13 protein-coding genes and 1 pseudogene are annotated in these 13,285 nt (G+C 48.8%); 11 read left to right on the top strand and 3 right to left on the bottom strand.

Going from position 1 to position 13,285, the window contains the following annotated elements; translation table 11 throughout:
- Both AC4MRN_RS14550 and AC4MRN_RS14555 read right to left on the bottom strand, forming a co-directional pair.
- Nucleotides 1–219 (bottom strand): annotated as a pseudogene (locus tag AC4MRN_RS14550) (sugar phosphate isomerase/epimerase family protein); the annotation flags it as partial.
- A 14-nt stretch (nt 220–233) separates the two neighbouring features.
- Nucleotides 234–1,250: a LacI family DNA-binding transcriptional regulator gene (locus AC4MRN_RS14555; protein WP_073316775.1), complete on the bottom strand. Its 1,017-nt coding sequence runs from the start codon at nt 1,248–1,250 to the stop codon at nt 234–236.
- Nucleotides 1,251–1,620: 370 nt separating this feature from the next.
- Between AC4MRN_RS14555 and AC4MRN_RS14560 the strand changes: the two genes are divergently transcribed.
- From AC4MRN_RS14560 to AC4MRN_RS14595, 8 genes are all read left to right on the top strand, one after another.
- Nucleotides 1,621–2,766 (top strand): Gfo/Idh/MocA family protein, encoded by a 1,146-nt coding sequence (locus AC4MRN_RS14560; protein WP_491203667.1) that lies wholly within the window; start codon nt 1,621–1,623, stop codon nt 2,764–2,766.
- A gap of 60 nt (nt 2,767–2,826) precedes the next feature.
- Nucleotides 2,827–3,885: a sugar phosphate isomerase/epimerase family protein gene (locus AC4MRN_RS14565; RefSeq protein WP_491203668.1), complete on the top strand. Its 1,059-nt coding sequence runs from the start codon at nt 2,827–2,829 to the stop codon at nt 3,883–3,885.
- A 37-nt stretch (nt 3,886–3,922) separates the two neighbouring features.
- The gene (locus tag AC4MRN_RS14570; RefSeq protein ID WP_487964883.1) at nt 3,923–5,146 is read left to right on the top strand and encodes a nucleoside permease; all 1,224 of its coding nucleotides are present in this window, start codon (nt 3,923–3,925) and stop codon (nt 5,144–5,146) included.
- On the top strand, nt 5,139–6,050 hold the full coding sequence (locus AC4MRN_RS14575) for a hydroxypyruvate isomerase family protein (protein WP_491203669.1): 912 nt from the start codon (nt 5,139–5,141) through the stop codon (nt 6,048–6,050). Before AC4MRN_RS14570 ends, AC4MRN_RS14575 begins: the two co-directional genes overlap by 8 nt.
- A gap of 53 nt (nt 6,051–6,103) precedes the next feature.
- Nucleotides 6,104–7,789, top strand: a complete 1,686-nt coding sequence (locus AC4MRN_RS14580) for a GMC oxidoreductase (protein ID WP_073316765.1) — start codon at nt 6,104–6,106, stop codon at nt 7,787–7,789.
- The gene (locus tag AC4MRN_RS14585) at nt 7,789–8,406 is read left to right on the top strand and encodes a gluconate 2-dehydrogenase subunit 3 family protein (RefSeq protein WP_491054692.1); all 618 of its coding nucleotides are present in this window, start codon (nt 7,789–7,791) and stop codon (nt 8,404–8,406) included. Before AC4MRN_RS14580 ends, AC4MRN_RS14585 begins: the two co-directional genes overlap by 1 nt.
- Nucleotides 8,407–8,456: 50 nt before the next feature.
- Nucleotides 8,457–9,218 carry a 3-keto-disaccharide hydrolase gene (locus AC4MRN_RS14590; protein WP_073316761.1) on the top strand — a complete coding sequence of 254 codons (762 nt, stop codon included), beginning with the start codon at nt 8,457–8,459 and terminating at the stop codon, nt 9,216–9,218.
- A 149-nt stretch (nt 9,219–9,367) separates the two neighbouring features.
- Nucleotides 9,368–9,700 carry a DMT family transporter gene (locus tag AC4MRN_RS14595; protein ID WP_491203670.1) on the top strand — a complete coding sequence of 111 codons (333 nt, stop codon included), beginning with the start codon at nt 9,368–9,370 and terminating at the stop codon, nt 9,698–9,700.
- A gap of 65 nt (nt 9,701–9,765) precedes the next feature.
- On the opposite strand, the gene AC4MRN_RS14600 is transcribed toward AC4MRN_RS14595, so the two are convergent.
- Entirely contained in the window at nt 9,766–10,749 is a 984-nt protein-coding gene (locus AC4MRN_RS14600) for an alpha/beta hydrolase (RefSeq protein WP_370243118.1), read from the bottom strand.
- 185 nt (nt 10,750–10,934) lie between these two features.
- Between AC4MRN_RS14600 and AC4MRN_RS14605 the strand changes: the two genes are divergently transcribed.
- From AC4MRN_RS14605 to AC4MRN_RS14615, 3 genes are all read left to right on the top strand, one after another.
- Complete coding sequence (locus AC4MRN_RS14605; protein WP_370243116.1) at nt 10,935–11,177, top strand: DUF2164 domain-containing protein; 243 nt, start codon at nt 10,935–10,937, stop codon at nt 11,175–11,177.
- A 138-nt stretch (nt 11,178–11,315) separates the two neighbouring features.
- Nucleotides 11,316–12,500 carry a TonB family protein gene (locus AC4MRN_RS14610; protein WP_370243115.1) on the top strand — a complete coding sequence of 395 codons (1,185 nt, stop codon included), beginning with the start codon at nt 11,316–11,318 and terminating at the stop codon, nt 12,498–12,500.
- A gap of 166 nt (nt 12,501–12,666) precedes the next feature.
- Nucleotides 12,667–13,285, top strand: a 619-nt coding sequence (locus AC4MRN_RS14615) for a pseudouridine synthase (protein ID WP_491203671.1), incomplete at its 3' end; no start/stop codon positions are given.

Raw genomic sequence — 13,285 nt, forward strand, 5'->3', positions numbered from 1 at the left:
TTCTTTGTAGCCCACTTCAGCAACCAACGCCAGCGTCTCCGCTACGCTTTTTTCCATCATGCTGCGAAGTGTGTAAAGCTGCAAACCTACAGGTAAAGCAGGTGCTGAAGACGATGCAACGGTGGCTGCCGGTTTACATGCTGCGGCACCCAGCAACGCCCCCATACCGGTTGCACTGACTTGCAGGAAACGGCGGCGATTTAGCGTTAGTTTAGACATGGTTACGTTCCTTATTATGGGTTAGCTGAATCTGGCGCTGGGCCAGTGCTTTGTCGGGTGATCAGTTCAAAAGGCAATATCACCTTCAAGGCGTGCTTGGTTTTGCCGTTAAGCACGTCGATCAGTACATTGACGGCGGTCTCGCCGAATTCTTCAGCGGGCTGCGCAATGGTGGTCAGCGGTGGTTCGGCATAAGCCGAAAAGGCAATGTTGTCGAAACCAGCAATAGAGATATCTTCAGGAATAGACAAGCCGGCTTCGCGTACTTTACGCATGGCACCCATGGCCATTTCGTCGTTTTCACAAAAAATGGCCGTTGGGCGTTTGGGTAAACTCAGCAGCGTCGTAGCCGCCCGGTAACCCGACGATAGCGTAAAGTCACCGGCGCACAGTAGCGAATCATCGATACTGAGGCCGGCAGCTTTGAGGGCATCTTCGTATCCCGCTAAACGATCGCGGGTAAGCGGACTGGATTGCGGACCTTTCACCATGGCTATGCGGCGATGTCCCAGCGAAATCAGATGTTCGGTCATGGCTTTCGCCGCAGCGCGGTTGTCCAGCGTGACGGTTGGGAAGCGCGCACCGTCGACAATTTCACATGCATTGACCATAGGTAATAACGCTTCAGACTGGAACTGGTCGGGTGCAAACGGGTTAAAGGCGCGTAACTGGATCACGCCATCTGCTTGGGAGGTATCGACGAGCTTGGCGCAGTTTCGCTCGATGTCGTCGTCGCCCATGGTATTCATTAGCAGTAGTGAGTATCCCTGAGAGGCTGCTGCTTCCTGCATGCCTTTTATTACCCGTGCAAAGAACACGTTGGCAACAGTAGGCACGAGTGCTACCAATACCTGGGTTTTCCCAGAACGGAATTTAACCGCCATCAGGTTTGGTTTGTAGCCCAGGTGATCAATGGCTTCCTGCACGCGAACGCGGGTTTTAGGAGAGACGCGATCAGGTTGCTGCAGCGTACGTGACACGGTTGCCACAGAGACGCCTGCCATGTCTGCTACTTCACGAATCGTTGACAACCTCTTCTCCTACAACTGTTCTTTACTTTATTTTGTTTGCATAAATGTAACCGATAACATCTTTTACTCTAATTGTTAAAAGAATGCAAAGACAAATTCTGTAAAAACCCGTATTTCGGGCCATTTATCGTGCATTATGTCGGTTCTTATTCGACTATTTGTTAAAAAATTAAGTAAATTAAGACTGGATCAGGCATGCGATCTTGATATACTCGAATGTAATCCGTTACATTTTTACAAAATTAACATCTTTGACACATGATGTGTAATGTGAAATGCAATTGTGAGTAGGGTTATTCCAAGCATTCAGAAACCCGTTCACTTAACGCTTACACACCTGTAGACGAGCCTGGCTAAGATAGGAGCAAACATGCAGAAAATTCGACTTGGTATGGTAGGCGGCGGTCAAGGCGCCTTTATTGGTGCGGTGCACCGAGCTGCAGCCGGGTTAGATGGGCAGTATGATTTGGTGGCTGGCGCGTTTAGCCGTAATTCTGAGAATAATCTGGCGACAGCGAGTCAGCTGTGTATTTCCGAAGATCGCGCGTACAGCAGCTGGGAAGCCCTCATCGAAGGCGAACTTAAGTTACCTGAAAATCAACGCGTACAAGCCATTGCCGTTGTTACTCCAAACCATTTGCATGTACCTGTTACCAAAGCCGCACTGGAAGCCGGTTTTAACGTGTTCTGCGAAAAGCCGCTGGCAATCAATTTAGAAGAAGCGCAATCCCTTGAATCAGTATTGGCAGACTCAGGTGCACTGCTGGGCTTAGCGCATACCTATATTGGCTATCCTATGGTGTGGCAAGCCCGTCATCTGGTTGCTACCGGCGAGCTTGGCACCATTCGCAAGGTCTATGTGGAGTACCCGCAAGGCTGGCTAAGTAATAATTTGGAAGCGGACGACAACAAACAAGCCAGTTGGCGCACCGACCCTGCTCAGTCTGGTGGCAGTGGTTGTATGGGCGATATCGGCACCCACGCATTTAATATGGCCGAGTTTGTTACCGGTAGCAAAGTGACCCACCTGTGCGCTGATTTACACACGCATATTCCAGGTCGTCGTCTCGATGACGACGGTGCCGCGTTCCTTAAATTCGACAACAACGCGTCGGGCGTACTCATTGCCAGCCAGGTTGCAGCAGGCGAGGAAAACGGCCTGAAGATTCGCGTTTACGGCGACAAAGGAGGCCTGGAGTGGTTCCAGATGCGTCCGGACTCACTGATTGTGCGCTCGCTTGACAAGCCAATGACTATTTTACGTGGTGGCCAGGGGCAACCGGGATTATGTGAAGAAGCCTTAAAGCGCTGTCGTATTCCGGTGGGGCACCCTGAAGGGTACCTGGAAGCCATGGGCAACCTGTACACCTTGTTTGCGCAGGCTATCCGCAGTGGCCAGCAAGGCGCAGCAGACGGTGTGCCGGGTCTGGCAGAAGGTTTACGCGGAATGGCCTTCATTGCCACCATGCTGGAAAGCCAAAACAGCGATCAAAAATGGACGGCCCTAATCCTATAGGTTCGTGAGCGCGGCGCGTTGTGCGCGCCAGTAAAGAATAAATAAGCAGGAGAGTAAACAATGTCTGCAATTAAAGGCCCGGCGATATTCCTGGCACAATTTTTAAGTGATCAAGCGCCGTTTAACCGCTTGGATACCATCGCAGCATGGGCAGCGGATCTGGGCTATAAAGGCATTCAGGTGCCTACCAGCGATCCGGCTATTTTTGATTTGGAACGCGCTGCGGAAAGTCAGGAATACTGTGACGAAATCATGGAAACATGCCGCAAAGCGGGTGTGGAAATCACTGAGCTTTCTACGCACCTGCAAGGGCAGTTAGTGGCAGTGCATCCTGCTTACGACGAGTTGTTTGACAACTTTGCGCCAGAGCACTTACACGGTAATCCCAAAGCGCGTACCGAGTGGGCCATTAATCAACTGAAATGCGCAGCTAAAGCCAGTCAACGCCTGGGCCTGAAAGCCCATGCTACTTTCTCCGGTGCTTTGATGTGGCACCTGGTTTATCCGTGGCCACAGCGTCCGGCCGGTCTGGTTGAACAAGGTTTTGCCGAGCTAGCGAATCGCTGGTTACCCATTTTGGATGCCTTCGACGAAGCGGGCGTGGATGTGTGTTACGAAATCCACCCGGGCGAAGATATTCACGACGGCGCAACGTTTGAGCGTTTCCTGAAAGCTGTTGATAACCACCCACGTGCGAACATTCTGTTCGACCCGAGTCATTATGTGTTGCAACAACTGGATTACCTGGACTTCATCGACCGTTACCACGACCGCATTAAGATGTTCCACGTAAAAGACGCCGAGTTTAACCCAACGGGTCGCTCCGGTGTGTACGGCGGTTACGAGGATTGGGTAGACCGTCCGGGACGTTTCCGTTCACTGGGTGATGGTCAGGTAGATTTCAAAGGTATCTTCAGCAAACTGACGCAGTACGGGTTTGAAGGTTGGGCGGTGCTCGAGTGGGAATGCTGCCTGAAAGACTCCAATCAGGGCGCAGCAGAAGGCGCGCCGTTTATTGCCAGCCATATCATTCAGCGGGCAACCCATGCATTTGACGATTTTGCGGGCGCAACAAGCAGCGATACACGCAATCGACGCATTCTTGGATTAGACGAATAACAACACTAACCATAACGAAGGAATTGGCGGTGAGCCTATGAACACAATAACAATACGGCTAAGCGTAATGATGTTTCTCCAGTTTTTTATCTGGGGTGGATGGTTTGTCACACTGGGGACATTCCTGGGCGGCACGCTCGGCGCAAGCGGCGGCGAAATTGGTATGGCGTTTTCAACCCAGTCATGGGGGGCGATCATTGCGCCTTTCATTATTGGTTTAATTGCCGACCGCTTTTTTAACGCAGAACGCATCCTGGGTATTTTGCATTTAGTGGGCGCCGTGCTGATGTATTTAATGTACCAGTCGGGCGACTTCGCAAGTTTTTACCCTTATGTACTGGGCTACATGATTGCTTACATGCCAACCTTGGCATTGGTTAACTCGGTGTCGTTTGGTCAAATGAAAGACCCAGCCAAAGAATTCGGGAAAATCCGTGTATGGGGCACGATTGGCTGGATTGTCGCGGGTCTGGTAATTAGCTATGTGTTCTCCTGGGATTCACAACAAGCCATTGCCGACGGCATGCTGCGTAACACCTTTATGTTGTGCGCGATTGCGTCTGCTGCGCTGGGTGTTTACAGCTTCACGCTACCGGCTACACCGCCTGCCTCAAAAGGTCAGGAAGCGTCTGGCCTGGGTGAACTGTTAGGCCTTGATGCGCTGTCTCTGCTGAAAGACAAAAACTTCTTAGTATTTTTCCTGTCGAGCGTACTTATTTGTATTCCGTTGGCGTTTTATTACCAGAACGCTAACCCATTCTTAACCGAAATCGGTGTAGAAAATGCGACAGGTAAAATGACGCTGGGTCAGGTCTCTGAAGTGTTGTTCATGCTGGCTCTGCCTGTATTTCTGAACCGCTTCGGCATTAAGCTCACGTTAATGCTGGGCATGGCAGCCTGGGTACTTCGCTATGCGTTATTTGCACTGGGCGATGCCGACGGTGGCGTGATGTTGCTTATTGTAGGTATTGCGCTGCACGGAATTTGTTACGACTTCTTCTTCGTGTCGGGTCAAATCTATACCAACGCAAAAGCCACTGAACAATGCAAGAGTGCGGCTCAAGGCCTGATTACTCTGGCAACTTACGGCGTAGGTATGCTGGTGGGCTTCTGGGTAGCCGGTCAGGTTACTGATGCTTACGTTACCGATGCAGGTCACGACTGGGCGCCAATCTGGTACTTCCCGGCAGGGTTTGCACTGGCCGTACTGGTGATTTTTGTATTGCTGTTTAAAGGCGAAAAGGTAGAAGCCAATGACTAAGCTAACGGATTCGCTGGCCAATGGTGTATCCCGCCGCTCGTTGCTCAAGCAACTGGTGGTGGGCGTAACCGGCGCAACGTTGTCGGGCAATGCACTGGCGCAACTGGGCAATGTTAAGCCGAGTGGTCCTCTTAAAGGGGCGGTGAATCATTCCGTGAGTCGCTGGACTTACGGCAAGCTGTCTATTGAGGAACTGTGTCAGGTCGTCAAACTTCTGGGTTTCAAAGCCATTGATTTAGTGGGGCCAGAAGACTGGGCCACGCTGAAAAAATATGGCGTAGACAGCTCAATGTGCAATGGCGCAGAGCTGAACCTGACTGACGGTTGGGCTGACCCGCAGTTCCACGAAGCTTTGATTGCGCGCTACACCGCGCACATCGACAAAGTGGCGGACGCCGGCTACACGAACTTAATTTGTTTTAGCGGTAACAAGCGTGGGAAAACCCCGGAAGAAGGGTTAATCCATGCTGAAAAAGGCCTGAAGCAAGTGTTAGGGCACGCTGAAAAGCGCGGCGTTGTGCTGCAAATGGAACTGTTTAACAGCAAGGTGAATCACCCGGATTACTTTGCCGATAATTCCGCATGGGGTATTGCGCTCTGCGACAGACTGGGTTCTGAGAACTTTAAGCTGTTGTACGACATTTATCACATGCAAATCAGTGAGGGTGACATTATCCGGACGATTCAGGATAACCACGCTTACTTTGGTCACTATCACACTGCCGGCGTTCCTGGCAGACACGAAATTGATGATACCCAGGAGCTGTATTACCCGGCGATCATTAAAGCCATCGTAGCTACCGGTTTTACCGGCTATGTGGCGCAAGAATTTATACCCACACCGTCTGATATCAGCGGCCAAATCGCATCTTTGCGTCAGGCCATTGATATTTGTGATGTTTAAAAAATAGCAATTACCCTGTCGATTATTAGGCACAGAATTAGAGGGGAGATGTAATGGCGAATAACGAATACGATGCGATCGTTGTCGGTTCAGGTATCAGTGGCGGCATGGCAGCAAAAGAGCTGACCGAAAAAGGCCTCAAGGTACTGATGCTGGAGCGTGGACGCAATATTGAACATATAAAGGATTATACCAACGCGCACAAAGAAGCCTGGAACTATCCGCACCGCGATCTGCCTACGCAGAAGCGCAAGCAGGAAGAACCAGTGCTTCAGCGTGATTATCCGTTGAATGAATCAACCAACGGCATGTGGGCCAGTCATCAGGACTCACCCTATGTAGAGAAAAAACGTTTCGACTGGTACCGCGGTTACCACGTAGGTGGTCGTTCACTGCTATGGGGTCGTCAAAGCTACCGTCTGAATGAAGAAGACTTCCTGGCGAATGCCAAAGAAGGCATTGCGGTAGATTGGCCGATTCGTTACGAAGACATCTCGCCCTGGTACGATTATGTGGAGCGTTTTGCCGGTATCAGTGGTAGTCGCGATGGGTTGGACGTATTGCCAGATGGCCAGTATTTACCGCCTATTCCGCTGAACGTAGTGGAAAAAGAAGTTGCTCAGCGTTTGCAAAAAGCATTCGGCGGCACACGTCATCTTATCCATGGCCGTTCAGCAAACATTACGCAGCCTAAGCCGGAGCAAAACCGGGTTAACTGTCAGTACCGTAACAAGTGCTGGTTGGGTTGTCCGTTTGGTGGTTACTTCAGTACCCAGTCGTCTACACTGCCGCTGGCTATGAAAACCGGTAATCTGACCCTACGTCCGTTTTCTATTGTGACTCGTGTGCTTTACGACAAAGACAAGAAGCGCGCGACAGGCGTAGAAATTCTGGATTCTGAAACCAACCAGACTTATGTGTTTAAGAGCAAAATTGTGTTCCTGAACGCCTCTGCCCTTAACTCTGTGTGGATGCTGATGAACTCAGCAACTGACGTATGGGACGGTGGTCTGGGTAGCAGCAGCGGTGAGCTGGGCCACAACATTATGGATCACCACTTCCGCGTTGGCGCAAGTGCTGAAGTGGAAGGTTTCGACGACAAATATTACTACGGCCGTCGTCCGTCTGGTTTCTACATTCCACGTTTCCGTAACTGGCATGACGACAAGCGTAACTACCTGCGTGGCTTTGGTTATCAGGGCAGCGCGAGCCGTGATGGCTGGAATCGCAATATCGCTGAGATGGGCATTGGTGCTGGTCTTAAAGACGCGATCGTTGAGCCGGGTGGCTGGCGTATAGGCATGACCGCGTTCGGTGAAATGCTGCCACACCACGATAACCGCATTTTCCTGAACAAAGACAAGAAGGATAAATGGGGTCTGCCGGTTCTGGAAATGGACGTGGAGATCAAAGAAAACGAAATCGCCATGCGTAAAGACATGAAAGACGACGCGGTTGAAATGTTTGAACGTGCTGGTCTTAAAAACGTGCGTGGCTACGAAGGCGATTATGCGCCGGGTATGGGTATTCACGAAATGGGTGGTGCACGTATGGGCCGCGATCCTAAAACGTCGGTTACCAACAAGTTCAACCAGGTTTGGGATGCGCCAAACGTATTCATGACTGATGGTGCGTGTATGACCTCTGCATCATGTGTAAACCCATCTTTGACTTATATGGCGTTAACGGCTCGTGCAGCAAATTACGCAGTAGAAGAACTGAAGAAGAGGAATCTGTAATGGAACGTCGTGACATATTAAAACTGATCACGGCTGCCACGGGGGTAGCCATGGTGGGTGCCGATGCCTTTGCCTGGGACAAAGTTCCCGAAGCAACCAGTGCTAAAGAAGCGGGCTTTACCGCAGAGGACATCAGCCTGTTAAACGAAATTGGTGAAACCATCATTCCTGCAACAGACAGTCCGGGCGCGAAAGCAGCCAACGTCGGCGCAACGATGGTGGGTTTGGTTGCGGATTGTTATACGCCACCAGAACAAGCGGAGTTTCGTCAGGGCCTGAAAGCCATTGATGTGGAAAGTAAAGCCGCCTTTGGGAAGCCTTTCTTGCTGCTGTCTGCCACGCAGCGTCACGAATTACTGACCAAGCTGGATACTACCGCCAAGGAACAGGATAACAAAGTGGGTCTGGGCTGGGCTGTGCATCAGCGTCCAAGCCACAGAAGCATAGAAGACAAAGGACCAGTTCCGCATTACTTCACGTTAATGAAGCAGCTTACGTTGTTCAGCTTCTTTACATCAGAAGTCGGTGCGACTAAAGCCCTGCGGTATGTAAGTATTCCTGGCAGATACGACGGTGATATGCCGTATCAAAAAGGCGATCGTGCCTGGGCTACCTAAGCCTGGGTTCGAATCGACGCTTTTAGACACTAAAGAATAATAGGACCTTAATGATGCATTTAAACTGGTCAGTAAAAAGTACGCTTGCCCTGTGTGTGTTGGGCACTGCAGGTTTTGCAGTGGCACAGGGGCAGGCTCTCGAACCCTGGCAACAGGCGCAGAAAACCGAAGTATGGGAGCCTGTTCCGGAAGCCGTCAGCTCACCTGCTAACGGCGTGCCGTCAGACGCTATCGTATTATTTGATGGCAGCGATCTGAGCGAGTGGGAGTCAGTAAAAGGTGGCGCAGCTGAATGGACCGTAAAAGATGGCGTATTAACGGTATTGCCGGGTAAAGGCGACATTAAAACCAAGCGCGACTTCTGTGATGTGCAATTGCACGTTGAATGGAAAACACCGACAGACGTAGAAGGGATGGAAGGTCAGCAGCGTAACAACAGCGGCATTTTCTTCCAGCAGAAGTATGAAATTCAGGTATTGGATTCATACAATAACCCGACGTACCCGAATGGACAGGCTGGCTCTGTTTACAAACAGACTATTCCGCTGGTAAACGCAATGCGTCCACCGGGTCAGTGGCAGGAATACGACATCCTGTTTACCGCGCCACGCTTCGATGGTGAAGAGTTGGTGTCGCACGGCTACGTTACGGTTATTCACAATGGCGTTGTTGTGCAAAACCACACGAAAATCCTTGGTACGACAGAGTGGATTGGCGCACCGAAAACCATACCTCATGGTTGCGCACCTATTCAGCTACAGGATCACGATAACTTCGTGAGCTTCAGAAATATCTGGATCCGCGAACTGTAACTGCTAATACCTTGTTCTCTGTTAAAACCCGGCTTTTGCCGGGTTTTTTGTATTTATTGCGCAGAGATTGGCATTAAATACAAGGCTGCAATTTGTATAAAGTACTAGCTACACTTTACGCCTTATTTCTTTTGTTCATGTATATCTATATGAAAAACTGGTTGTTCCTCGGCATTGCCATTGCTTGTGAAGTCATCGCCACATCGAACCTTAAGTTAAGTGAAGGGTTCACGAAATGGCTTCCTTCAACCCTGGTAGTCGTGGGCTACGCCGCTGCGTTTTATTTCTTGTCGTTAACGCTCAAAACGATTCCTGTGGGCGTTGCCTACGCGGTTTGGTCTGGGCTGGGTATAGTCGCAATTTCGATAGTGGCGTGGTTTGCTTTTGGGCAAAAGCCTGACTTGTGGGGCGTGGTAGGAATGGGGTTAATAATAGCGGGTGTTGTGGTGCTAAATACGCTTTCAAACACCACTGCGCATTAGCCCCTAAACGTATCAATTCATCAAGGCTTATATCACGCCAGGTAATATAAGCCTGGTTTAACCTTTCATTGTTGCCAAAGCCATCGTAGTCCCTCAGGTAATAACGCGCCCGGGTGCGAGTCGTTATGTTCTCCGTCGGTCCAGACGGTCTTCAGCGCGTATCTTGGGCCAGCAATATTTTGTACATCGGCGTGGCGATTTGCATAGCGAATTGCTGCCGCCATTTGTTGGTTAGCTAAAAACCAGTTACCCCATTCATTGTCGAGGTCGTTAACGCCGTCTTGCATAAAGATACGCAAGGGGCGAATGGGCTCTCTGCGGATTAATGCGGGATAATCCTGCCCACCAGTCTGCATGTCAGGTTCATCGGGGCGATAGCCAATTGAAACGAAGCTGCCTATTGAACTGTATACCTTGCGAAAGTAATCTGGCCTGAACCAGGCTGCCGTAAACGCCGCTATGGCCCCACTACTGGTGCCGCCGATGGCTCTTTGGTCGGGATCGTCAGTTAAGTGATACTGCTTTGCAATGACAGGTATCATCTCTTCTATTAGAAACCGTGCATAGGTATCGTTTACGACATCGTATTCCTGCCAGCGGTGATTGGGGTTGCTCCAGCCTAAATCGTTCGGGTAAGCGTCAGATAGATTCCCCGGTGTTATGAATAACCCTATGGTCACCGGCATTGCTTTTTGTGCAATCAGGTTTGCCATTACGGTTTGAATTCTTATTGAGCCGTTGGGGTTTGTCGCTCTGTGACCATCCTGAAACACCAATAAGCTGGCAGCTTCTTTTGCATCGTATTGAGCTGGCACGAATACCCAGTAGCGTCTTGAGGTACCGGAATAAATGTCACTCTTAAATTCGAACGGACCTTTCAGTTCTCCTGGTGGCACACCTGTTTGTAGAAAGTGGTCTTTGGTAAGTGAAACGTCTGTACGAATACCTTCCGAAAGTGTTGAGCTATTGTTGTTAAGCGATGAATGAGCATGGATGCTGGCTGGAAAGGCAAGTAGCAATACTACCTGGATAAGCTTGTCGATACGCATACTCTATCCTGGTAAGTTGTTTCCGACGCGGGAATAAGCAGGTTAATACAGATCAAAATAGCGGCAATAAGATTCCTGCACAAGCAAGGATGAGTATGAAAATTATTTTCTGCTTTTCTTTATTTAATAAAACATTAGGGGCAACATGTTAGGTTTGTAACACGACGATTACGCGAGCCAGAATAGTGAGTGAGATTACGTTTGAACCACAACAAAAATCGGTGCTGGTAGACAAACTACAGCGTTATTTTGAAGACGAATTAAGTACTGAATTAGGGCAATTCGACGCTGAGTTTCTATTGGATTTTATTAGCAAGGAAATGGGCGGCACTTTTTACAATCAGGGCATTCGGGATGCGCGTGCTGTGTTTGAAGCTCGGGTACAGAGTATCGATGAAGACTTGTACGCCATAGAGAAGCCAGATTGAGTGCGACTAGAATGGAGCTTCTCTTTTAAAATTAAATTAAGTTGCATTTGTTATCACTTAGTATAAATTGTATTTGTAGGTTGTTGATTTTTATGGGGCTGTAATGATGCGGTCTTATATTTATACAAGGGATATAGTATGCAAATTCGTAAAGTTACGTCCGCGGTTTTATTAGCTAACATGTGCTTTGGTTTTCAAGCCTCAGCTTCGGTTACGAATTCTAATCAGGTGCTGCCGGTGTCTTCAGAAGCGACTTTTTGCAGCCAATCACCAGATACGGTTGAAAAGTCTGTGCTTAGTTTTGAGCTTGCCTCAGCTTATTTGAGCGATGGTGAATTTAATAAAGCGCGAAAGGAAGCAGAGAATGCAATTGATTTGTCAGTGAGTTGTTTTGGCAGATTGAGTAAAGAAACCGTGCTCACTTCAGCAAAACTGTATGGTGATTTGTATGATTTTGCGGTTAAACAAGGCGACAAACATACAGCAATAAGTTATCAGAAGTCACTTAAAGGAGTTATTGATAATCTGTCTGAAATAACGGTTGATTCTAGCGATACGTTGGCAACGGTGTACTCGGAAATAGCATTACAATTAGAATCATATCGTCTTCCCGTTTTATCGGCGAAACAATCAATAGCCTTCGCTGAAACGTCTGCACAGCTTGCATATAAAGCATGGGGAAACGATGATACCCGTACAATTAAACAATTCTTCGAATTAGGGCGCTTGCAATATACCAGCGGTCAGTATGATGTTGCAGCTCAGACTCTTACTGGTGTAATAGCATCACTCGAGCGTATATTTGACTACAGTCATCCGTGGGCCTTGCAATCACACGTCATGATCGCTGAAGCCTTGGCAAATGACGGCCAATTGGTTGAGGCCATACAGCACAGCCAGCAAGTTGCACAAATGAAGCCTTGGCAGGACAACATTGAGCCCATATTGTTATTGAAAAAGACGCCGGATAAACCTAGGGCCGCAATGAAGTTTTTTGAAGATGCGCACGTTACCATTTCCTTTGATATTAACACGAATGGACAAGTACAGAATGCTCGGATTATTGATCAATTTGGCGGCAAACGTTTTACTGCAAAAGCACTTGAAGCTTTGAATGAATGGCGTTTTTCTCCCAGGATTGTTGATGGTGAGCCGGTGATTGCAAATAATCAGACTGTCACGTTTGACTTTAATGATGCCTTTTTTGAAGAGGCTGAACCCAGCCGGCTAAAAGCATCAAGGAGTCAGGAGCATTTCTATGAGAGTAAACGTTCTACATTAATCCAACGTGAAAATCGCACTATGGGCAATAGTGTATATTAACGTTAGAAGCCTAATATAATAAACCCTGGTACTTGAGATAGTGCCGGGGTTTTTCAATGTTTCACCGGATTGTTTATTAGCCATTTATCAATAACACCTGACTTCGGTTATACTCCCGTCTCCTTTTCATTCTTTGCAAACAGCGCAACAGTCAGGACATAGAAACATGAGTGCAGATCAGCCCAAGCGTCTCAATAAGTACATTAGCGATACTGGCTTTTGTTCGCGTAGAGAAGCAGACAAGCTGATTGAACAAAAGCGTGTCACCATCAACGACAAACAGCCTGAGCTAGGGACCAAAGTAAATCCTGGCGACAAGGTTAAAGTAGATGGCAAGGTGATTGGCGCGGTGGCAGAAGACAAGTCTGATCGTGTGTATATTGTCTACAACAAGCCTATTGGTATTACCTGTACCACAGAGCGGCACGTTAAAGGGAATATCATTGATGCCATTAAACACAAAGAGCGCATCTTCCCGATTGGTCGCCTGGACAAGCCTTCTGAAGGACTCATTCTGCTGACCAGCGACGGCGATATTGTGAATAAAATCCTGCGCGCAGAGAATGCCCACGACAAAGAATATGAAGTTACCGTTAACCAGCCGGTTAGCCCGCGCTTTTTACAGAAAATGGCGAAAGGCGTACCCATTTTAGGCACGGTAACCAAGCCCTGTACACTGAAGCCCAGAGGCAAGTTCAGTTTTAATATCATTCTTACCCAGGGGCTTAATCGCCAGATTCGCCGTATGTGTGAATTCCTCGGTTACGAAGTGACCAAGCTAAAGC

The sequence above is a fragment of the Marisediminitalea sp. genome (assembly GCF_984433645.1).